Origin of the sequence: Paenibacillus sp. A3M_27_13, from assembly GCF_024213315.1 — a bacterium.
In the GTDB taxonomy this organism is placed as follows: domain Bacteria; phylum Bacillota; class Bacilli; order Paenibacillales; family Paenibacillaceae; genus Paenibacillus; species Paenibacillus polymyxa_B.
In genome coordinates this window covers 121,221-143,709 of the sequence record NZ_JANAVE010000008.1, presented here as the reverse complement: position 1 = coordinate 143,709, position 22,489 = coordinate 121,221, and the positions used below count along the sequence as shown (strand labels likewise).

The following is a 22,489-nucleotide window of genomic DNA, read 5'->3' as shown; positions in this document are numbered from 1 at the left end:
GCCCTCCCTCCGTCTGTTAATGAGACGAAGGGAGGGCCTATTAAACTACGGTTCGTATAAACGAAGTCATACACTTACATCCACATACGCCTGCTGTAACAAACGGGTCCGCAGTACGAGTTTATGGCAAGGCTTGTCCGCGCGCACTGACGTACAATTCGTACCATTCCTCACGGGTCATCAGCTCGCTCTGGCGTTCCGCATCCTGACATGCCTTGATTCGTTCAGGATTGGTGCTGCCAATGACAGGCTGAATCCGTGCCGGATGTTTCATAAGCCAGCCAAGGACGATCGCTTCACGTGTCGTTTCCTTTTCAGAAGCCAGCTTCTGCACCAGCTCTGCCGTCTTAACGACATGCTCAGGCTCCCCTTTCAAAGAACCTCCGCTAAAACGTCCCTGCGCCAGCGGGCCCCAGGCTTGGAGCTGAATATCCTCGGTTTGGCAATATTCCAGCAAACCTTCGCCAAAATGTACATTCGTCCCCGCCTGCTGGTTCACATGTACTGTCTGATCTACAAAATGCAGATGCGCCAGGCTCATTTCCAGCTGATTAGCGATCAGCGGCTCCGTTAGGCTCCGCTCCAGAAAACGAATTTGGCTTACATTCATATTGGAAACGCCAAAATGCCGTACTTTGCCAGACGTCTTAAGCTCGCTGAACGCCTTCTCTACTTCTTCCGGCTCTACCAGCGGATCGGGGCGATGCAGCAGCAGGATGTCCAAATATTCCGTACCCAGACGCTTCAGAATACCATCCACGGACTCCATAATATGTGCATATGAGAAATCAAAACGGCCCGGGAGCGTACCATCCGGCAGAAAAATGCCGCATTTGGACTGAATTACGATTTGTTCACGCAAGCCCGGCTGTCCCTTTAAAACCCGACCGAAAATTTCTTCCGCTTTCCCCATACGATAGATATCCGCATGATCGAACATCGTAATCCCAATGGATTGTGCAGCTTCTACAGCTCTTTCCGCTTCAACGACATGCTCCTGCGTAAACGGTGCATGGCTCCATTCTCCACCAAAAGGCATACAACCGAGCGCCAGCCGACTATCGGAGATTCCACGTTTCTGTAAAGGCATAATCTTCATGCTGCTCCTCCTTCAACCCTCAAAATATTCCCTGCTTTATCCACATATGAATAGTTCGTGAAACCGCTATCACACACCTATTTTACCACTTACTTACGGTCGTGTATCACTTTGGTCCCAATCCACATCTTTTTATCCGAATATCCCCATGCTCAGATAACGCTCTCCGGTATCCGGGGCAATGCAAAGTACCCGTTTGCCTGCTCCCAAACGCCGAGCTTCCTGAATCGCCGTCCATATCGTAGCTCCGCTAGAGGGGCCAACCAGAATCCCTTCCTGGGCAGCAATCGCCCGTGTCATTGCAATCGCATCCTCATCGGAAACCTGCACGATTTCGTCATACACTTCCGTATTCAGCACGGTGGGAACAAAGCCTGGACTGGTGCCAACCAGCTTATGTGGACCGGGTTTTCCTCCAGATAGCACTGGCGAGCCCTTAGGCTCAACTACAACAATCCGCAGATCCGGCAAATGCTGACGCAGCACTTCACCTGTTCCCGTAATGGTACCGCCCGTTCCCGAAGAAGCGACGAACACATCCAGCTTCCCTTCTGTCTGTTCCAAAATCTCAAGTGCCGTCGTCGTACGGTGGATATCCGGATTTGCCTCATTTTCAAATTGATGCGGGATAAAACTCCCTTCAATTTCAGCCCCCAGTTCGAGTGCCTTGCGAATCGCTCCTGGCATCCGTTCTTCCGCTGGTGTCAGTACGACCTCAGCCCCGTAGGCTTTCAAAATATTGATCCGTTCCTTCGTCATATTCGAAGGCATCACCAAAATTGCACGGTAACCTCGGGCTGCCGCATTCATCGCAAGACCAATTCCCGTGTTGCCACTCGTCGGCTCAATAATGGTGCCTCCCGGCTTTAGATGTCCTGCCTTTTCCGCCTCGGCAATCAGATTGCCCGCCGCCCGATCTTTAACACTGCCGCTTGGATTAAAATACTCCAGCTTCACATACACTTCCGCATCCTGCGGCCGTGTGAGCCGTTGGAGTCTTACACAAGGTGTATCTCCTATTAAATCTGTAATACTATGTACCACTTTAGGTGCCATCGTTATATCCTCCTTGGATCGTTCCTTACAGCGTCATTTTACGATCTTAATATCATACTACCAAAATAACATACTTGCCTCCTTCCTACCTGTCGCTTTTGTAAATTACATAAAACTTATCAACTTAGTATGTAAAATTCTTGCAAAATGGGTCGCCAGATATCGCCTGTAATGATATACTCGCATTACTATTTTTTCAGGAGGATACAAGACACTTATGAGTAATCAAGAAAATATGACAGCAAATCGCTTCCCCCCCTCCTTGCTATGGTTAACCCTTGGTGCCTTCGCCATCGGCATGACCGAATTCGTCATTATGGGACTTCTGCCCAATGTAGCCCATGATCTTCATGTTACGATTCCGCAAGCCGGGCAGTTAATCACCAGTTACGCGCTTGGTGTGGCCATTGGCGCACCTGTACTTACTGTATTAACCCATAAGGTTCCGCAGAAAAAGCTGCTATGCCTACTAATGACTATATTCATTTTAGGCAATCTTTTTTCCGTCATTGCTCCCAATTACGAACTTCTGATTGCCGCTCGTATGGCTACTGCATTATCGCACGGAACCTTTTTGGGAGCCGGTTCCCTGATCGCTGCCAGACTGGTTCGTCCTGACAAGCGCGCGGGTGCCATTTCTATGGTGCTGACCGGTTTGACCGTGGCGAACATTATTGGCGTGCCCTTTGGTACCTTTATCGGACAACAGCTCGGCTGGCGTGCTTCCTTTGGAGCCATTGTGGTCATCGGCTTGATTTCTCTCTTTGGTATCATTCGCTACATTCCGGTGATTCATCAGGACAAGCCTTCCAGTCTCAAACAAGAAGTCAAAAGCCTGTTTAATCCAAAAGTGCTACTGATGCTGCTCACAGGTGCAGTCGGTTGTGGTAGCCTGTTCACTGTCTTTACGTACATTACGCCTTTGCTTACGGATATTAGTGGCTTTGCCGAGCATAGCATTACCTGGATTCTCGTCCTGTTTGGCCTAGGGGTAACGATCGGCAACATCGTTGGCGGCAAGCTCGCAGATTGGAAACTACTTCCATCCCTGATCGCAAACTATGCTGTGCTGGCTATTATTTTGGCCATTCTGACATTTACGCTTCAAAGCAAGGTATTGGCCGTCATCACGGTCTTTATCTGGGGCATTGCTGCGTTCGGCATCATGCCGGGTATTCAGGTTCGCATCATGAATCTGGCCTATGAGGCTCCTTTACTTGCCTCTACCTCCAGCCATTCCGCATTAAATCTGGGCAACGCAGGCGGTGCTTTTATCGGGGGAGTTGTTATTAATCAAATGGGGCTAGCCGCTATTCCATGGGTTGCATCGCTAATCACTGTCGGCGGTCTGCTACTCATGATAGTTAGCTACATTGAGGATCGCAAGACGGCTCATACTGAAGCGATAGCTGAGATACAGTCATAGAATCGTTCAGTTTGTTGGACAGTGTCAGCTATTAACCGGAGAGCAATGAATGGCGGCAAATCTCTAAAAACAGCAGGTTGGAAGTAAACGAATGGTTCATTTTTCATAGATTGAGAGATATTGTCCACTCTCTTCTTCTAAATTCCTCATAGTATGACATTGTAATACAAATTTATGAGGAAAGAAGTGTGTATGATGAGCCTTTTTTTTACAAACAACACGAGTAATACCATCTATGCCGCCTATGCTTATCCTAGTTCCGACTGTCATCCCACCAATTATTCTAAAATGGGCTGGTATCGGATAGAACCTGGTGATACGAGAGAAGTATGGAGCGGTTCTGTCGGGGGAACCACATTCTATTATTATGCTGAAGATCACTCCAATTCGTGGCGTGGTACGTACCGCACACGGCTTCCGAGAAGCACTAGCAGTGATTTTCATTGGTGTTGGAACTATAGCAGCGGATCATCCAGACGAGTGGGGATGCGTAGACTTTCCATTGACTCATCTGTAGACAGTTACACTGTCGAGTTCGGCAGAACCAGCCAACTGTCAACAAAGACAACTCATAAAGCATTACCTTCTAAATCGGAGGACTCCGGCATTCGCAGAATTCCGAGAAGACCGGCTCGCTTTAAAAAAGGAACCCCGGTTCCAGTAAAGTCCAAACGATAAGTCAAAGAACCGTAACCCGCATGATGGATATTTTGAAAATAAGTGACCACCTTGCGGGTTATTTTTATTTCACTCTGGACATTCAGACGCTTGTTGCAGCCACAGTATTTTGCCTCGCCGTTCAGCTTAACCAATGATCAAAAAAGTCCCGATATCCCTGCTTCATCACCTCACTTGAAAACTGTTCCATAGCGTATGCCTGATTTTCTGTAGAAACCCGACGCGGTGAGGCGGCAGCCATATTGACCAGCTCGAACCAGTTTTTCTCATTCCCTGAAAAAGAATGCGTAGAGCTGATATGTCCATAGCAAGGATGCTCTGGCTTCACGACGATTTTACCCATAGCCAGCGCTTCGGTCAGTGGCATCGCGAACGTATCGAATTTGGAGCAGCTCCAATACACCTTTGCCGTGTTCATCAGTGCAAACACCTCATCTTGCGTCAACGCAAATTGAAGTTTAACATTGTCCGGGATATCGTACTTCTTCATACTTTCCTTGTAGCGTTCACCGCCAAATACCATATAGACATCCTTGTCAGGATTATGCCTCGCATACTCCAGCACCAAATCCGGACGTCGGTTCTCCTCATCTCTACCAATCCACATCACCCGGTTCTCTACCACTTGCGAGGGATCAAAATGCTTTTCCACCAGCCGCTCATTAAATCCGATCGGGATGACTGTCACGTCGGTTACGCCAAACTTCGAAGCCATCTCCTGCTTGAGAAAGGCAGTCTGTACGATAGCCTTGTCCACGATCTGATAAAAAGGCTTCATCATCTCGTAGCCTGTAAGTGCCGGATCAGGAAAACTATGCGGAAAAAGCACGCTGTTTTTAAAAAACATGTTCAAATAGGTAAAGCCAGATACCGTATAAATAACGTGCTCAATCTGCTGCTCATGGAGTTGGTCCAGAACGACGTCATAGTTGACCAAGTCGCCCTTTTCGTGCTCATAACCAGGAAGCCAGTCATGGCTGCTCACATGGCGCTCTGGTGATACAAATACGATGTCCACCCCCAATTCCAACCCGATCTGCTTCAGACGTTCTGCAAAAATACGAGGACCCTGTGCTTCTGCAAATTGTATTTTTCTCATGACCAAACCGACTTTTTTCATGGATTTATTTCCCACCTTCTTTTACTAACTAAATACAGTCTATGTCTTAAGCTACTATCTACATTGTTGGGCTTGTCCCCAATCCATCATCGCTGCACATTGGTTCAAACAGGCTAACGTTTCATCCAACTGGGACTCTAATTGCTCTTTTGACCATTTATCGCCGTTTCTATGCAGGTTCGTTCCAATCCTTTGCAAATCACTTGTGATTAACAACAGCATCCAGAGCGAAAATACCACCGCAAACATGCCATATTCCAGCATAAATGCCGTTCGATCCACTCTTATCCCCAACAGCTCCAGCTGCTCCACGTATGTGTCCAGTATACGAATACGCAATTCGGACGTCATCCGTCGGGGAAACAACGGATGGGACATGTCGATCAGGTGATATACATCCCACAGCGGTGTGTTCAGATGAGCATGCTCCCAATCCAGTACCATAAGCCGTTCCCCGCTCAGCGCATAGTTCCCCGGATGAAGATCACCATGAGACAGTACTAGCTGCTGTGAAAAAGATAAATGCTCCAGCTGTACATACATACGCTGCATCTGTTGCTTAGATAATCCCAGTGAGCTGCAAAGCTTTAACACATCCGGCTTGCGCGTGTATAGCTCGGAAACCATCTCCTGAATGAGTGGCTTCGGTCCCCGCAGCGGCATTCCAGCAAAACGATCCGTCGGCAAAGCATGCCACCATGCAACAAGTCCAATAGCCCGTAACAGGGTTTCGTCTGCGTGTAGATGATGTAACGGACCAAGGTCCTCAAAAACCATCCATTCTCCTCCGCCATCCGCGTCTGCGTCAGACCAGGCTAGCAATCGGGGATAGATTGGTGATAACGCAGGAAGTACATGCTCGTACACCCATCTCTCCCGCCCCTCCTGATCATCGTTGGTTAGAGGTTTGAATATATAACTTTCAGAGGAAGACACGTAAAAACGTTCCACATGCCGACCATTCGTACCTGTATATAAAATTTCACGATTCCGCGCCAGCGTATCATTCAAAGTGCCGTCAACATTCACATATTGATGAAAAGGATTCATAGCTACCCAACTTTTTTGTATAAAATGTAATAGCACGATCATATCACAGTCCTCGTTCCGAACGAAGTCCAGATCATCTTGGGGAAACTCGCCGTACCAAAAAAGGGGCTTGTCCAATCAGATCACAAGACCTGTTGGACAGCCCCTTATCATATCTCTACTCCTATCTTACTCCGATTAATATTGAGTATTGCCGGACTCGCTCGTATTACTGGATTTAAAGCCTTTGAACAATTGTTTCACATTGTGATAACGAGTGTTCGTAATTTTAGCTTTGCTGTTAGGACCGTCCGATCTCAGAATTGAATCCTTAACGTTGGAAATATCCGAGTTATCCAAAGTCATATTCACTCTGAATGTAGAGCCCCCAAGTTGGCGAACCAACTTTCCGATATCATCGGCTCTAAAGTTTTTTATGTTAATCGTGCCTTCGGCATTAATTTGGAATACTTTATCGTACGCATGGAACGCTCCACCGCCCGTAATGTTTACCGTGCCTGGCTCTTTAAGCGTCAAGGCATCTTCACCTACATCCTCCCACGTTACGTTGGAAATAGTTCCGTTGCCATACACATGTACACCATCCGCAGCAGGGGCAGCGATGATCACATTTTTCAAAGTTGCATTATTTTCAAGCTTGAAAATAGGCTTTTGAGCCTCTTTCTGGCTTCCGTCTCCCAAGGTATCGGGATCAGCCACTACAGTCTTGCCTTTACCATCGTATACTTCTCCAGCTTTAACAAGTATGGTCTTATGAACGACTTCTGGAGCTGCATGTGCAGAATAATTGCCGACAAATAAAGCGACCAACATTCCTGATAAAGCGATACTGATTCCCTTTTTCAATACTTTAGCTGTGTTTGTTTTCATTTCAATTCATCCCTCTCGTAGATATTTTTTTTATTCTTGTCAATTCTTCGTTGACTAGAGCGCGTAGACCGTATCACCACCTTCGTACAATGAACCCATTGACCGATACACGTCTAAAAGGCGTTATTTAACTATTTGCATATGTATACTTGGTTTTTGGTTCAAAGCAATTTTGTCTCCCAATTAATATAAAGCACAAATTGTAAATAGAGCGATTACATTTACAATTTGCATAACTCTATTATAATCATACTTCCAGTAATTTCAATATATTTTCCGCCAAAATATGTCCTTTTTTTCAATTAAGTACACAATATTGCCTCTTTTATACTTGTACAAGTTTATTTTTTGACAATTTACGCATCAAATTACTGAGTATCTAGTCTCTAATGCGTGCTCTATGTCACTACAATGGTAATCAGAACCTTATTTCGTTCTATACCTCATTTTTGATGTAGTCTATACTATTGAATGACACGTTTGATGAACGTATAATGTATTTAGTGCTTTGAAGCGTCACATCTCAACATTACTGGTGAGAAAAGAGTGGTTATCGTGCAAAACAATAGTGAGATTCCATTAAAAGAACAAAATATTGTGCTCATCGGCTTTATGGGTGTAGGCAAAACAACGATCGGTTCCCATCTAGCGCGCAAGCTGTATCGCGATTTCGTGGATATTGACCAGGAGATTGAACGAGAATACAACATGCCAACAACAGAGATTTTCAAAACTTATGGAGAGAAGCGTTTCCGTGAGATTGAAAAAGAGCATATTTTGAAGCTATGCAGCAACACACGCCTCAAAATCATTTCCGTTGGCGGTGGTGCATTTTTACAGGAAGAGGTGAAGCAAGCTTGTTTGGCTTCATCGATTGTTTTCTTCTTGGATTTAAATTGGGATTCCTGGAAAGATCGGCTCAAGATGCTGATTGACACCCGTCCCAATCTACAAAACAAGACTTTAGGGGAAATTGAGGATCTCTTCCGTTCCAGACAGGACATTTACGCGGTGAATCACTCCAAGATCGATACGGATCAGTTGGATGCGGAAGAAGTCGCAGACTATATTATTCAAACGCTGAATCTAGGTTGGGAGTTGTATGAACCTACTCGGGGATTGAATTAAGAGTTACACAAAAAGGAGGGCTCGCATGCTTACCGCATGGGGGCCTTCCTTTTTGGTTCACTGCGGATATATTACTGACTAGCGAGTAATGCCTATCCATCTTTTAAGAATGGTTATGCAGCACCGTCAATATCTCTCTCAGTTCAGTGACAGGAATCTGCCCCGGTGCGGAAGCTTTCTTAGCAGCACCAAAGGTCAGAGCCGAACCAAACAGTTCTCCGGTCAGGCGGCTCACGACACCTTTCCCTGCCATCGACATCGTAATAATCGGCCGATCTGCATGCTCTTCTGCCATGGTACGCGTGGCATCCAGCAAAGTGAGCACATCGGCTGTATTGGTTGGCATCACTGCTATCTTAGGCAGATCGCCTCCCAATTCCTGCGCCTTACGTAACCGGGACACAATCTCCTCCTTCGACGGCGTCTTATGAAAATCATGATTAGATATAATCACATATACGTTATGCTTATGTGCTGCTTCTACCAGCGTCTTCACATCAGCTTCCTCATTAAAAAGCTCTACATCAATAAGTTCGACTTGCCCCGTTTCGGCTACTGTACGGTTCAATTCCACATAACTCGCTGCACTGATTTCCTTTTCTCCGCCTTCCCGAGCGCTACGGAACGTAAATACGAGCGGAACATTTGCTAAAATAGACCGAATTTCATGTAAGGCAGCTTTAACCTTTTCCAGATCCTCCACATGCTCGAAAAAATCGACTCTCCACTCCACGATATCCAGGTCGAGCGTACGTAAATAAGTGGCCTCTTCCTTCAACTGCTCCAACGTTTCTCCCACCATGGGCACACAAATTTTTGGCGCTCCTTCACCGATCAGAACATCTTTCACCTTTACGATTTTAGCCATCTCTATCTCACTCCCAAATTACAGTTTCAAGTCGAACATGTACAATAATTCATAGTATAACGCATTCTGAATAAGCATGCAGATGATTAGGTCCAGTCGTCATTTATTTGGTATCAAGTACGATTTTAGGGGACAATTTGCGACTTGCTGGAAAAACTAAACTGTACCGAAAATTAACAAACACCGCCAGTACGATCCCTAGCACATTCACAATAATAGCTAGCATAAAAACACTCGATATCTGAGAATGTTTCAAAAGAAAGCCTGTAAACACAGGAATGACCGTGTATGACAGCGAGGTTGCTGTATACACAAACCCGGTAATCTGTCCTTTTCGTTGACTAAAAAATTCACTCATTACGGTTAATGTCAGCTGAAGTACACCTGATATTGAAAACCCAATGACACTCGCACAAATAATGGCCGCAGCCCCTGACTTGAATAGGAGAAGCGCTCCAAAAGCCAACAGGGAAATACATGGATAAATAAGAATAATGTGAACAGGTTTAACCCATTTTCTTAACACAATTACCAATACAAACACGGAAATCAGTGAACCGACATTGTAATAAACTAATAATCTGAGAGACTCTGATTGGGTCATACCGATAAACTGTTGTCCAAAAGTAGGCAGCCATAACTGCACAATATAAAGCAAAGTCGGTCCGGTAAATCCGAGCAAGATAAGGCATACCCCTTCCTGCCAAAACCGCGGCTTACTCCGATCATTTGCCTCCAATTTTCCCGTTTGCTCAACGCTTGATACAGAAGTATCACCAACTGGCTCCTTGGGTGACTGAACCCGCATGTCTGGAAACTTCATTTTGAACAAGTAGATTGCATTCAAAGTAAATATGAGGGCTGGTAAAAAGAAAGAGAACCCGTAGAAAATGTCGTGATTCATAAAAAAGATAATCATTAACGGTAAAAATGCCGCCCCGATGGATATAAAGCCTCTCACCAACACTGTAGCCGAACCAGAGGATTGGGGGAAAGCTTCGATCAGCGCTGGATAAGTACCTGAATCAAGAAAAGAATTCGCTACACCTGCCAGCACTGCCAGTACGATCGCCATCTCAAAGCTGGGACTCAGCGGTATACCGACCAAGAATACAGCCATTAGTAGCCCTGCTACCACAATAAACGGCTTACGACCATAACGGTCGGAGAGCACCCCGGATATGTACAGGGTAAACAGCCTGCCAAATCCCATCGCAGAAACCAAGAGACTGATGCCCGCCTGATCTGTATGCAAATGCTCTGTTAAAAAGGACATGTGGGACGCCAGCATAATATTAAACATGCCGAACAAAAGATAGTTTACATAAAGGCCTGTCGCCACTGGAAAAGAAGAACGTTTCATCATGAATTCACCTGCTTTTGTAAGTAAGTCTTGTAGTATTAAAAATGTGAATCATTTCACATTACCTGTGTCGATGATGAAGTATAGAACACATTTTAAGATTTATCAAGTTTAAATATTGCGGGACCCCAACCTAGACGCGCTGATGCGTTTTCAGATAAAACTCCTTGCCGTAGCTTAGTGCAAAGTTCCGAAAGTCCACTACTGCCGGGGATAAATATCTATTTTTGATGCTGGCCAGGTAGATAAAACGCTCGTATTCTGGATTTACAATAGGCAATGTTTTGACGTTAAAATAATCTAACGATGAAATTCGAGGCATAACCCCAATTCCGTAATTGACAGACACCAGCCCTGCCATTGCTGTATCCTCTTCAATCTCGCAAATAATCTGTGGCGTGACGCCCGCTTTGACAAACAAATTCTCAATAATGGGCCGAACCCCACTCTTTTTGTTGAAGAGGATCACCGGATAATCCGCTGTATCCTTGAGATCAATTTGGTCTAGAGTCGCCAGTGGATGATCAGGCGAAACAATGACAACCAGTTCCTGCTGAGCCAACGGAATAAACTCCACATCCGGTTCATTTTCCATGTGAGAGCAGAACGCCACATCATAATGTTCCTGCTTCAGCCCCTTGATAATATCGTTCGTATTCCCTTGGTGAAACGAAAAGGAGATATCTTTACGGGCATCTAGAGCTGAAAAGGCCTGAATGATCGCTGGAATGAAGTGTGAGCCTAACGTGTAAATGAAAGCCAAATCTATATTTCCATGGCTTGGACTCACTAGCTCCCGTAAATTGTGTTCTCCCTTTTCTAATTCATCCATCGCGTGCTCCACATACTTCAGGAAAAATCGTCCGTATTTGTTTAACCGAATATTTCTCCCCTGCTTCTCAAACAGATGAACTCCCAAATCTTTTTCTAATTCTGAAATCGCATGACTTAAACTGGGCTGAGTAATACATAGTCGCATAGCTGCCTGGGTAAAATGCTCCATCTCTGCAAGTACACGAAAATATTGTAAGTGCTTCAGGTTCATAATTATGTAATCTCCTTCTTTAATTCATATTTTAAATTATAGACCCAAACTATGAAAAACGATAGAAATATGCATTGGATTTATAATAACACTCCTTATATAATAATGACATAGAAAGAATGTGAATAATTTCACTTATCTGTAGGCGTAATGCAATACCGCTGGACGATGCCTACCTAGGCCATTGATCTAAAATTTAAGTTGGGAGTTACACTTATGAAAAATCCTTATATCAGAATGGCAGCAGGGCTTTACATCAACTATTTTCTTTTGGGTATGATCAATGTTATTCTCTCGTCGAATATGAGCTTCCTGACCGTCCAATTGAACACGGATAAAGCAGCCATCGGCTATCTGGTGTCCGCGATTGGGATCGGTAAGCTGCTCGCTCTCGGGGTAGCCGGAAAAATGTCAGACAAATACGGAAGAAAACCACTCATTGTTATTGCATCATTTGCTTATTTAATCTTTCTGATTGGCATTCCGCTTGCACCTAACTATTCGCTGGCATTCGTGTTTGCCATTATCGCAGGGCTTTGCAACTCTATGATGGATTCAGGAACGTATCCTGCATTAATTGAAGGCTTTGGAAAAAAAGCAGGATCTGCAACTGTACTGGTCAAAGCATCCATCTCTATCGGTGCTATTGTGATTCCGTTCATGATTGCATTCTTTATTAATCACGATATGTTCTATGGATATTCCTTCTTTATTCCAGCAGGGATTTATCTGCTGAACGGTATCTTCTTGTCGATGACTGCTTTCCCCAACCACAAAGCAGAGGAACAAAAGGCTCCAACTGAGGCTGCCCAATCCGCTGATACTTTCCGCAGCGAGCCTAAGTTTTGGCAAGAAGGTTTATCTCTGATTATTATCGGTTTTACTTCTACTGTATTGTTCATGATCGTGCAGCTATGGCTTCCTACCTTTGGACAAGAGGCCCTGGGCATGGACAAAGCCAGTGCCATTAAACTGCTGAGCTACTATAGTATAGGTTCATTGGTTTCCGTTATTTTGTTAGCAGTGGTACTTGGTAAATTCATTAAACCGATTACTGTCATGATTGTATATCCGCTTATTGCCCTACTTTCTTTGCTAGCTTTAATTACATGGCACAATCCTGTCGCTACTTTGATCAGTTCATTCCTGATCGGCTTGTCTACCGCAGGCATATTCCAAATTGCCCTCACGGTTATGACGGAATTTTTCCGCAAGAACAAAGGCACTACGACTTCTCTCGTGAACATAGCAGCCAGTCTTTCGTTCATTCTGATGCCTTTGGCTACCGGGGGCATGTCCAAAAGTTTGGGAATTACCTCAGTATTCATTCTGGATATTGCGATTGCTGTAGTCAGTATTTTGCTGGCCGTGTTTGTTGCTTATCGATATAAAAAAGTATTTCATTAAACTACACAGATTACTTGGAGGCTTATATCATGAAAAATGCTGGACGTATTGACGGAAGAACACAACTAATCGGACTGCTTGCTACACCAATCGGACACTCTTTGTCCCCGGCTATGCATAATCTTGCGTTTGAAAAGCTGGGTCTAAATAACGTGTATATGGCCTTTGAAGTAGGAAATGAACAACTTGAAGAAGTGGTACGGGGGATGCGCGCTCTGAACATACGCGGTTATAACGTGTCTATGCCTAATAAAACAGCTATTCTACAGTATCTTGACGAGCTGGACGACAGCGCTAAATTTACAGGTGCCGTCAACACCGTCGTGAACACAGATGGTAAACTGAAAGGCTACAGTACAGATGGATCTGGTTATGTTCGTAACTTGCGTGAACACGGCATTGACCTGAAAGGTAAGAAAATGACACTTGTCGGCTCTGGCGGCGCAGCTACACCGATTGCTATTGAAGCGGCTCAAGCAGGTCTGGCTGAAATTTCAATCTTTGCCCGTAACGATCAGTTCTTTGCTCGTGCAGAAGAGAATGTCCGTATTATTAATGAAGATATGAAACACACCCAAGTTAAGACGAATATCTATCCATTGGAAAATCAAGAACAGCTACGTGAAGAGATCCGCACAAGTCATATTCTCGCTAACGGTACAGGGGTTGGTATGAAACCGTTAGAAGGCAAAAGTGTGATTGAAGATGTGTCCATGCTTCGTTCCGATCTGATCGTAACCGATGTAGTGTACAGCCCAGCTAAATCCAAGCTGATGGAACAAGCCGAATCCGTAGGTGCAACTGCCATTAACGGTCTGGGCATGATGCTGTGGCAGGGTGCATTGGCCTTCGAACTGTGGACAGGCCAAGAAATGCCAGTCGCTTATATTAAAGAACAGCTTTTTGCTGACAAGCTGTAAACATAAAGCTACTAACAAACGCATCAAGCAATGAATTCCTTCTATTATATACTCATTTATGTACTCAAAAGACTATGCTTGGCAAATGAACACTTCTGCCATGCATAGTCTTTTTATTAATCCTTATAAGGGTCAAATTCATTAGCCCCAGCCATGCATACCCCAATAGGCTTCAGTTCATGCATAACTTCCACGGTCTCGGAATGAGCATCCAGTACCTCGCGCAGTTTACGGTAGACGAACGGGCTTTCATCTGTACCGGCTCCGCGCAGCTCGACACTATAGTTCCGAACGGCCTCCTTCATCTGTACGTCCGTGATTTGCCCACCACTCCGTGTGCGGGTTTTCCAATTCATTTTACCAGCTGCCTGGGTACGACTCATAATACGACCTGCCCCATGAACTGTACTATAGTAGGAATCCCGATTTTCTACCGAATCTTTTCCGCGTACAATCACCGAAATATCGCCCATGCTTCCTCCAATAAAGCCCATCTGGCCAGGTGCCGAGGGAGTAGCGCCTTTACGGACCACAATGGTGTCACGCCCATCATGCTGTTCTTTCCATGCGTAATTATGGTGGTTATGCACAGTAAAGTCCGCTTCGGTCCCCATAATACCAAGCACTTGTTCTATCACATAGTCACGTCCCGCATACGCATAGCGTCCGGCAAGGCGCATCGCACGGTAGTACATATCCCCCAACTCACTGTTCATATCCAGCAGCACAGGCGGCTGATCCATATGTTCTCCCGGCGCCTTTCCGAGAAACTCTCGCCCAGCGGCCAAGTTTAGAAACCCACTTGCTGTTTTGTGTCCAAAGCCCCGACTGCCGAAATGATTGGCAATCCAGACCTGTTCTGTCGCTTCCTCGACGAATACATCAACAAAATGATTACCACTCCCTACTGTACCCAGCTGTTTTCTCGCCAAGGACTTCAGTTTGTCATGTTCTTGTTTCCCAATCGCCGCATATACTGCCCAATCCGGGTCATCGAACAGCTCATGGTCTATCTGAATTGCATTCACACGACCTACGCCAAACGAAATATGACGTGCAACCTCATCCATCACGGCTGAAATACGCGGCATAATATCTGCTGCAAACAGCTTGGTTCTTACCGCCTTATTTCCGCAACCGATATCATACCCGACACCTGAAGGCGAAATTTGTCCGTCATACACCATCACACCGCCAATCGGCTGACTGTAGCCTTTATGATGATCTGCCATCAGCAGCGCTTGAATTACATTACCGTTTTCGGCACATGTACGAGCTTGAGATAATGCCCCTGGATCAGGTGATCCCCATACTCGTACTCCATTGATTTCTTGATAAGCCATCGTCGTTTCATCCTCCTGTAAGTCACTCCATGTTTAAACTTGTAAAGTCGTTAATTGCATTATGTACGTTTTACCAGCTTCCGAACAGGGCGTAAGTATTACAAGTACAATAGTAGATATCCCCTAAGAAAATAAAAAAGGATCCCCATGCAGCCAACCAGACTGTAGGATATCCTTTTATGATCATTTAGAAACTATTAAATCAATTATACTAATCTTTTTTGATGATTCCGAATTGATCCACAATAAAAGGTTTGGCATCATTTTTGTTTTGATCAATTTCATACGTTACGGCTGTAAGTTTATTTCCGTCTATGGTGATGCCAACAAAATTCTGTACCTGTCCTCGTGTAGGTCTACGATTGTCACTCGGATCTGGGCCATATACTGCCGCATGATTCTCTTCAGCTAGTTCAAAGAGATTATAGTACTTATCTCCAAGTTTTTCACTTGGGTTTTTGTAGTAGACTTTGGGGCCAGCGGTTGCTGGGATGACATAGATACTTCCATCTGGATTCACACTATATTCAATCGTCTTATCATTTAATGTATCTTTTAATTTTGTTGGCGTTGTTGCTTTACCCTCTTGGTTGATTGGTTTCGTACGAGCGTAAATATGATCGTGCCCTTGCACGACAAAGTCGATATCAAGTTCGGCCATTAGTGGAGCGATTTGGTTACGAACTCCATTCTTATCCATGATGTCAGAATCTGTTGCATGATTAGAGGTAGTGTAAGGACCTTTATGAATGTTAACAATGATCCACTTTGCACCTGCCCTTTTGGCTACCGCAGCATCTTTCTTTAACCATTCGACTTGAGCTTCAGAAAAATTGGCATATTTCTCTGAGTCCTCATTGGAGTTCAGTACGATAAAGTGAGCATTGCTGTAATCATAAGAGTAGTACGCTCCTGTTTTAGTAGCGGAACCAGAAGGTTCGTTAATATTAAAGTGATCATAAAAAGCGTAGTTCTCATCCTCGTGATTACCTGCTGAAGGAACAATGGTTGTATTCAAAAGGCTTTTTTGTGAATGCCCCAGCAGCCAGTTCCACTGCTCTTCTTTGGTACCCGTATCTACGATATCTCCGTTGTGGACTACAAACTGAGCATTACCTACAGTTTGAAGTGCTTTTTCGAGCGTCTGTGAAGACAATATGGCTTCATCTTCGCTTTTTGCTTGTGTATCAGCTAGATCAATGAAGGTAAATTCACCGCTCTTAGGAGCCGTTTGAAACGTACCTGTTTCGCTCCATATCCCGCGCGCTGCATCACCCACACGATAATAATAAGCTGTGTCCGCTTGAAGACCTGTAGCTACAGCTTTATGGACAAGCTCTTCTGCAGAATTGGTCGATGGAGAGGAAGTGCCTTCAAATGTAAGAGCACTCGTAAAATCAGCTTCAGAAGCCGTTTTCTTGATTACTTGAACAGTGCTCTTCGTGAAAAGTTTTGAAGTATACCAAGTAAATCCTTTGGAGACTTTTGTGTCTCCATAAAATGTAGCTGTAACTTTACTAATCCCTTGATCTGTGTTCCCTGGTGACTCAGCATGGACAGGTAAGGCTGACATGCCAGTAATCAAACCTAGTGCAAGAGCAACAGACATAGATGTTGCTGACCACTTTTGAAACTTCTTAAACATGTGTACACTCCTCTTTGCAGTTAATATGTAAAAGTTATAACTATAATCATAACAATCAAATGTTAATACGTTGTTTTTGGAAATATAGTACTTTGTAAAAATGAGGTTATGAGTGACCTAGCGATTGAGGAGCAATGATAGCAGCTTATAAGAAAATGAAAAAGGATATCCATGCAGCCAAACAGACTGTAGGATATCCTCTTCAACTATAACACTCATATTAGACGGCTCTGCTATGCCCTGTGTGGATTTGGCTTACTGTGCCGCTGAATGCGTACGCTTAAAATCTTCCTTCACCGCAACCAGCAGTGTTTCATTCACCAGTAGCTCCAAGCCTGACAAGGCTAACGCCTTGGCCCCAGTCACTAAGGCTTCCTCACCCTTCTCAGAGCCAGCCGCTTCCCTGAATTCCACCGTATGAGCGATGAGATCATCCGGACCGATCTTAATGTAAGCATGTGCAGTCGGGATAACATGACTCACATTTCCCGCATCCGTCGAACCCAGTCCGGCACGAGGGCCACGATCCAGCTGTTCTCCCAGCGCTTCCAGTTCACGACCTACTACCTCATCCAGGGTATCGTTCAGAATGAAATCACGCACTTCATTTTGAAAACGTTCGATTTTCACAGTGGCTCCTGTTGCCAAAGCAGCAGCATCTGCGATATGGCGAACTTTCGTGGAAACCTCCTCTGTGCGCTGCCAAGTACTTGCCCGAATGAAAAAGCGTGCCGACGCATAGTCCGGAATGATATTGGGCGCGTCTCCTCCATGCGTAATGATGCCATGAATACGCACATCGGTCGGCAGTTGCTGACGCAAAGCATTGATACCGCTGAACAACTGCAGCACCGCATCGAGCGCATTGATTCCCTGCTCTGGTGATCCTGCGGCGTGAGCCGCTTTGCCGTAAAAATGAAAATCTAGCGGATCAACTGCCAGACTTGGTGAGGTCAGCCGGGTCACACCAGATGGATGAACCATCAGTGCAGCATCAATCCCTTCGAACAGCCCGTGCTTCACGAAGCTGCCTTTTGCACTGCCATTAGGACCGCCTTCTTCCGCTGGTGTACCGAACACATACACCTCACCTCCCGTTTCGTCGATCACCTGCGCCAAGGCGATGGCTGCTGCCGTGCTTGCGGTTCCGATAATATTGTGGCCACAAGCATGGCCCAGACCGGGCAATGCATCATATTCAGCCAAGTATCCGATTTTCGGACCTGGTCTAGCAGAAGCCTTACGGGCAACAAATCCGGTTTCGTGTCCCGCTACATTCCGAGTTACCTCAAACCCCGCTTGCTCCAAAATGCCCGTCAGTGCCTGGGAAGCCTGAAATTCTTGATTGCCGATTTCGGGATTAGCATGAACAAACCGGCTCGTTTCCGTGTAAAGCTGACGAGAATCCTCAATTTCCTCAATAATCCGCTGTCTATGTGTATCGACCGTGTTCGTTGTACTCATCGCAATCTCTCCTCGTTTCGAAAATAGATTAGTATGCTTCCAACCCTACTTCTGTTCAACATTCTTATTTCTTTTGCGCTTTAACATCTGCTACCAGCTTATCCAATGTGGCCTGTAGCTCTTCGGCAGACTGGTCTACCACGACGTTAGCTCCTTTGGAATCCTGTTTTACCGCCTCGGCTACATCAGCATCATGGTACAAATCCACGATCGTTTTGTAAGTCGCATTATCCTTATCCTCCGCACGGGCAGCAAACACGTTCACATATGGCTTCGCTTCTTCGCTGCTTGCATCATCCTTGTAGATGGCTCCATCCAGCTTGAGCCCGGCATCTGTAGCAACACCGCTGTTCACAGCTGAGGCGGCTACATCAGACAAGACACGCGGCGTCTGCTGGGCGACAACTGGGACAATCTCCAGCTTTTTAGGATTCCCTTCGATTTCATCCGTGGTCGGATACAGGCCCGCATCCTGCTTCAACTTAATCAGCCCTGCAGACTGGAGAAGTTTTAAAGCCCGTCCCTGATTGGAGGGATCATCCGGTATAGCAATTTTGGAGCCGTCAGGAATATCCGATACGTTTTTGAATTTTTCAGAGTACAGTGCCATTGGAGCGATAATCGTTGCACCAATAGGGACGATATTCACATCATTTTCTACATTAAACTGACTGAGAAAGGCCAAATGTTGAAAGGAATTCAAATCTACCTCTTTATTGGCGAGCGCCTTATTGGGTAATGTATAATCCGAGAAACTGATCAGCTCAATTTCAATATTTTTGGCCTCTGCTTTCTTCTTGAGCACATCCCAATACGTGTCCTCAGATCCTGAAACCCCGATTTTAACATGTACTTTTTCATTTGCATTTGAGCCCGAACCGTTAGCTGAGCAAGCAGATAGAACCGCTACACTAAGAATAGCCAATAAACCCAAGCGAAATATTTTTTTCATTTTCATTTCCCCTTTAATCGTTATGTATAATACTCTGTTCCCATTAGCGCCGTAGAAATTTACGAGACAAGTAATTCCCCGCATATTGGGCGACCTGTACAAAAAGGATCAGCAAAACAATCGTGACAATCATGACCGAAGTATCGAATCGTTGATAACCATAGGTCATTGCCAGGTTCCCAAGGCCTCCTCCGCCCACCGTACCAGCCATGGCAGAGAAATCAATCAAGGCCACGGTAATAAACGTCAACCCTAGAATCAAAGGTCCCAGCGCTTCCCGAATCAACACACCCGTGATGATCTGAAATGGAGTCGCTCCCAGTGCCTTGGCAGCTTCTATCATGCCCGGATCTATGGAGACCAGATTATTTTCCACAATTCTCGCTACAGCAAAGGCCGCTACAATAGTCATTGGGAAAATAGCCGCCGAGGTTCCAATCGTGGTTCCCATGATTAAACGCGTAAACGGGCTAATCGCCACTAAAAAAATGATAAACGGAATCGGGCGAATGATATTAATCAGCAAATTCAGAAACATAAACACAAATTTGTTTTCAAACAAGCTCCCTTTACGTGTCACATACAGTACTAAACCAATCATAAGCCCCAGAATACTGGCAAAAATCAGCGTGACAACAACCATCAAAAGCGTTTCCCCTGTAGCCTCCACTACCTTGAGCCAAAATGTATCCCAATTAACTCTCATGATCGACGACCTCCCTGACTTCCACCGTCGTTCGTAGTTCCTCCACGACCTTGTTAACTTCATCGTCTGCACCGATTAACTCGACAATTAAGCTTCCGAACAGCGCTCCCTGTAGCTCATTAATACTTCCATATACAATGTTGTAATCCAGATTATGCTTCCGTGTCGCTCTAGAAAGCACTGGTTCACTGGTCGCCCCACCCCGAAAAACAAGTCTGTACAATCGGCCAGCGTGATGCTCCCGAATCTTGCTCAGCAGTTTGGGTGAAAGCTGATCATTCAGTACAGAGCGAATAAAATTTTTCGTCGTCTTCGTCTGTGGATTGGCAAATACATCGAACACACTGCCCTGCTCAATCACCCTACCATTCTCCATCACCGCCACACGATCACAAATACTGCGAATCACATTCATTTCATGGGTAATGAGCAAGATCGTAATCTGGTACTCTTCATTTACTTTTTTCAGCAGCCTCAATATATCTTCTGTCGTTTCCGGGTCGAGGGCCGAGGTCGCTTCATCACAGATGAGAATATCGGGCGAATTCGCAAGTGCTCTGGCAATGCCGACCCGTTGCTTTTGCCCGCCAGATAACTGCTCCGGATAGGAATCCGCTTTATCCTCCAATCCAACAAATTGCAGCAGCTCCTTAACACGAGCATCTATCTGTGCCTTGGGCAGTTTAGCCAGTTTTAGAGGATAAGCCAGATTCCCATATACAGTACGAGAGTTAAACAAATTAAAGGTTTGGAATACCATCCCGATCCGTCTTCTTAAATTTCTTAGTTCCTTAGGACGTATCTGAGTAACATCCTGATCATTAACGACAATTCGTCCCTCTGAGGGGCGTTCCAGTAGATTGACAAGCCGCAGCAGCGTACTTTTACCTGCACCGCTAAAGCCAATCACGCCGAAAATTTCTCCTTTTTCAACCGATAACGAAACCTCTTCGAGTGCATTTACCTTACGATTGGGTAAGGTAAATATTTTGCTAACTTGTTCAAACTTTATCAAACTGCTTCCTCCTTACGTCTACAATGTATGTATTCCTCCATCCAATTTTAGTAATCCGGTGGATTTAATCGGATTTATACCCTAAAAAAAATTCCCTAATCTTCGTTTGAACGAAGGTGGGATTATTTAACTGTATATTGCATTGTTAACACCTTAAGACAAGAAGGAGAATCTGTCAATAAAAAATGAATATAGCCTTCTGACTCCTGTCATCACAATTGCTTACACTTTTAGGGCTACAAAGCCAAATAAGGCTAACCGTATATTTGCAAAGTTTGCAAAACCGGCAGCCCTTTGTGAATTGCAATCTTGATCATTCCACTGACTAATGTGCAGAAGTATTTTTCAAATCTGCTTCATAACGAAGGCCGAATTGTTGTCTTGCCTCCTCCATCACTTCAGCGACTGTAAGTGAACACTCCAAGGAGTTAATGGAACTGTTGCGTTCACCACTCTTGATCAAATCAATAAATTCCTGAATTTCATAATACATTGGCTCACGCGTCTGAGCTTTGGTCAGATCTTCAATCGTGCCGTCCCGATAATGAATTTTCACCTCATAGGGCTGACTGATTTTGTCGATCACCATCGTTCCATTCTCACCCTGAATTTCAGCAGGCAGATAGGAATCTGTAATTTTGGAATACATGACCGTAGCATCCATATCAGGATACTTCATCACGATACTGCCCTCGCCATCGACACCAGAGGATAAAAGTACACCCACCGCCCGAACCTCCTCAGGTTTGCCGAACAAAGTCACCATAGGATACAAACAATACACTCCAAGGTCCATCAAGGAACCATTGGAAAAGGCCGGATTAAACGCATTCAATACCTTACCTTGCTTAAAAGCATCAAAGCGTGAGGAGTATTGACAGTAGCTTGCAAAATAACGCCGAACCCGGCCTATTTTATACATATGATCCTTTATTATTTTAAAGTTAGGCATAAGTGTGGATTTAACGGCCTCCATCAGCAGAACATCGTTGTTGCGCGCGGCTTCGATCATGCTCTTCACCTCTGCTGTATTAGACGCAAAAGGTTTCTCACACAACACGTGCTTTCCGTGATTCATACATAAGATCGCCTGCTCCGCATGTAAGGAATTGGGGCTGGCAATATATACGGCATCGACCTGATCACTTGCGGCCATTTGCGCCAGGTCTGTAAAAACCTCCGGCTGGCTGTTATATTTGTCAGCAAAAGCTTTGCCCTTATCCTCTGTGCGTGAGTACACCGCCGTCAGGGAAAATTCGTCCGTCTCCATCGCAGCTTGAATAAACCTCTCTGTTATCCAGTTGGTTCCAACAATACCAAAACGCATCACAGTA

Annotated in this window: 20 protein-coding genes; 5 read left to right on the top strand and 15 right to left on the bottom strand. The window is 45.1% G+C overall.

What is annotated here, in order from left to right; genetic code table 11:
• Positions 1-121: 121 nt before the first annotated feature.
• Positions 122-1,099: an aldo/keto reductase gene (locus tag NLX82_RS22325; protein WP_254349084.1), complete on the bottom strand. Its 978-nt coding sequence runs from the start codon at positions 1,097-1,099 to the stop codon at positions 122-124.
• Positions 1,100-1,231: 132 nt separating this feature from the next.
• Positions 1,232-2,155, bottom strand: coding sequence for a cysteine synthase A (gene cysK / locus NLX82_RS22320; protein ID WP_023987148.1), 924 nt, complete (start codon positions 2,153-2,155; stop codon positions 1,232-1,234).
• Positions 2,156-2,372: 217 nt separating this feature from the next.
• Here cysK and NLX82_RS22315 point away from each other — a divergent pair, with 217 nt between their 5' ends.
• Both NLX82_RS22315 and NLX82_RS22310 read left to right on the top strand, forming a co-directional pair.
• Positions 2,373-3,581, top strand: coding sequence for an MFS transporter (locus tag NLX82_RS22315; RefSeq protein WP_023987147.1), 1,209 nt, complete (start codon positions 2,373-2,375; stop codon positions 3,579-3,581).
• Positions 3,582-3,773: 192 nt separating this feature from the next.
• On the top strand, positions 3,774-4,259 hold the full coding sequence (locus tag NLX82_RS22310; protein WP_158451748.1) for a DUF1036 domain-containing protein: 486 nt from the start codon (positions 3,774-3,776) through the stop codon (positions 4,257-4,259).
• Positions 4,260-4,380: 121 nt separating this feature from the next.
• On the opposite strand, the gene NLX82_RS22305 is transcribed toward NLX82_RS22310, so the two are convergent.
• The 3 genes from NLX82_RS22305 to NLX82_RS22295 all read right to left on the bottom strand — a co-directional run bounded on the left by NLX82_RS22305 (position 4,381) and on the right by NLX82_RS22295 (position 7,299).
• Complete coding sequence (locus NLX82_RS22305) at positions 4,381-5,379, bottom strand: glycosyltransferase (RefSeq protein ID WP_076160075.1); 999 nt, start codon at positions 5,377-5,379, stop codon at positions 4,381-4,383.
• A gap of 54 nt (positions 5,380-5,433) precedes the next feature.
• Positions 5,434-6,471, bottom strand: coding sequence for an aminoglycoside phosphotransferase family protein (locus tag NLX82_RS22300; RefSeq protein ID WP_175405209.1), 1,038 nt, complete (start codon positions 6,469-6,471; stop codon positions 5,434-5,436).
• 135 nt (positions 6,472-6,606) lie between these two features.
• A complete protein-coding gene (locus NLX82_RS22295) occupies positions 6,607-7,299 on the bottom strand; it encodes a pectate lyase (RefSeq protein ID WP_023987144.1) in 693 nt (230 codons plus the stop codon).
• 555 nt (positions 7,300-7,854) lie between these two features.
• Between NLX82_RS22295 and NLX82_RS22290 the strand changes: the two genes are divergently transcribed.
• Complete coding sequence (locus NLX82_RS22290; RefSeq protein ID WP_023987143.1) at positions 7,855-8,427, top strand: shikimate kinase; 573 nt, start codon at positions 7,855-7,857, stop codon at positions 8,425-8,427.
• A gap of 103 nt (positions 8,428-8,530) precedes the next feature.
• On the opposite strand, the gene aroD is transcribed toward NLX82_RS22290, so the two are convergent.
• The 3 genes from aroD to NLX82_RS22275 form a co-directional block, all read right to left on the bottom strand.
• The gene (aroD, locus tag NLX82_RS22285) at positions 8,531-9,295 is read right to left on the bottom strand and encodes a type I 3-dehydroquinate dehydratase (RefSeq protein ID WP_023987142.1); all 765 of its coding nucleotides are present in this window, start codon (positions 9,293-9,295) and stop codon (positions 8,531-8,533) included.
• Between the two features lie 103 nt (positions 9,296-9,398).
• Positions 9,399-10,661: an MFS transporter gene (locus tag NLX82_RS22280; protein WP_081047449.1), complete on the bottom strand. Its 1,263-nt coding sequence runs from the start codon at positions 10,659-10,661 to the stop codon at positions 9,399-9,401.
• Positions 10,662-10,791: 130 nt separating this feature from the next.
• Positions 10,792-11,703, bottom strand: a complete 912-nt coding sequence (locus tag NLX82_RS22275; RefSeq protein WP_254349083.1) for a LysR family transcriptional regulator — start codon at positions 11,701-11,703, stop codon at positions 10,792-10,794.
• A 216-nt stretch (positions 11,704-11,919) separates the two neighbouring features.
• On the opposite strand from NLX82_RS22275, the gene NLX82_RS22270 reads away from it, so the two are divergent.
• Both NLX82_RS22270 and NLX82_RS22265 read left to right on the top strand, forming a co-directional pair.
• Positions 11,920-13,110: an MFS transporter gene (locus tag NLX82_RS22270; protein ID WP_053324697.1), complete on the top strand. Its 1,191-nt coding sequence runs from the start codon at positions 11,920-11,922 to the stop codon at positions 13,108-13,110.
• A 29-nt stretch (positions 13,111-13,139) separates the two neighbouring features.
• Positions 13,140-14,030, top strand: a complete 891-nt coding sequence (locus NLX82_RS22265) for a shikimate dehydrogenase (RefSeq protein ID WP_053324696.1) — start codon at positions 13,140-13,142, stop codon at positions 14,028-14,030.
• Between the two features lie 116 nt (positions 14,031-14,146).
• Here the strand turns inward: NLX82_RS22265 and NLX82_RS22260 are convergent, their stop codons facing one another.
• The 7 genes from NLX82_RS22260 to NLX82_RS22230 form a co-directional block, all read right to left on the bottom strand.
• Positions 14,147-15,373 (bottom strand): RtcB family protein, encoded by a 1,227-nt coding sequence (locus NLX82_RS22260; protein ID WP_053324695.1) that lies wholly within the window; start codon positions 15,371-15,373, stop codon positions 14,147-14,149.
• 211 nt (positions 15,374-15,584) lie between these two features.
• The gene (locus tag NLX82_RS22255) at positions 15,585-17,018 is read right to left on the bottom strand and encodes a purple acid phosphatase family protein (protein ID WP_254349082.1); all 1,434 of its coding nucleotides are present in this window, start codon (positions 17,016-17,018) and stop codon (positions 15,585-15,587) included.
• A gap of 255 nt (positions 17,019-17,273) precedes the next feature.
• Positions 17,274-18,482: a M20 family metallopeptidase gene (locus NLX82_RS22250; protein ID WP_254349081.1), complete on the bottom strand. Its 1,209-nt coding sequence runs from the start codon at positions 18,480-18,482 to the stop codon at positions 17,274-17,276.
• 64 nt (positions 18,483-18,546) lie between these two features.
• A complete protein-coding gene (locus NLX82_RS22245; protein WP_023987134.1) occupies positions 18,547-19,434 on the bottom strand; it encodes a MetQ/NlpA family ABC transporter substrate-binding protein in 888 nt (295 codons plus the stop codon).
• A 43-nt stretch (positions 19,435-19,477) separates the two neighbouring features.
• Complete coding sequence (locus NLX82_RS22240; protein WP_023987133.1) at positions 19,478-20,140, bottom strand: methionine ABC transporter permease; 663 nt, start codon at positions 20,138-20,140, stop codon at positions 19,478-19,480.
• On the bottom strand, positions 20,130-21,155 hold the full coding sequence (locus NLX82_RS22235) for a methionine ABC transporter ATP-binding protein (RefSeq protein WP_025721288.1): 1,026 nt from the start codon (positions 21,153-21,155) through the stop codon (positions 20,130-20,132). Before NLX82_RS22235 ends, NLX82_RS22240 begins: the two co-directional genes overlap by 11 nt.
• A gap of 325 nt (positions 21,156-21,480) precedes the next feature.
• Entirely contained in the window at positions 21,481-22,482 is a 1,002-nt protein-coding gene (locus tag NLX82_RS22230) for a Gfo/Idh/MocA family protein (RefSeq protein ID WP_075153781.1), read from the bottom strand.
• Positions 22,483-22,489: the final 7 nt, after the last annotated feature.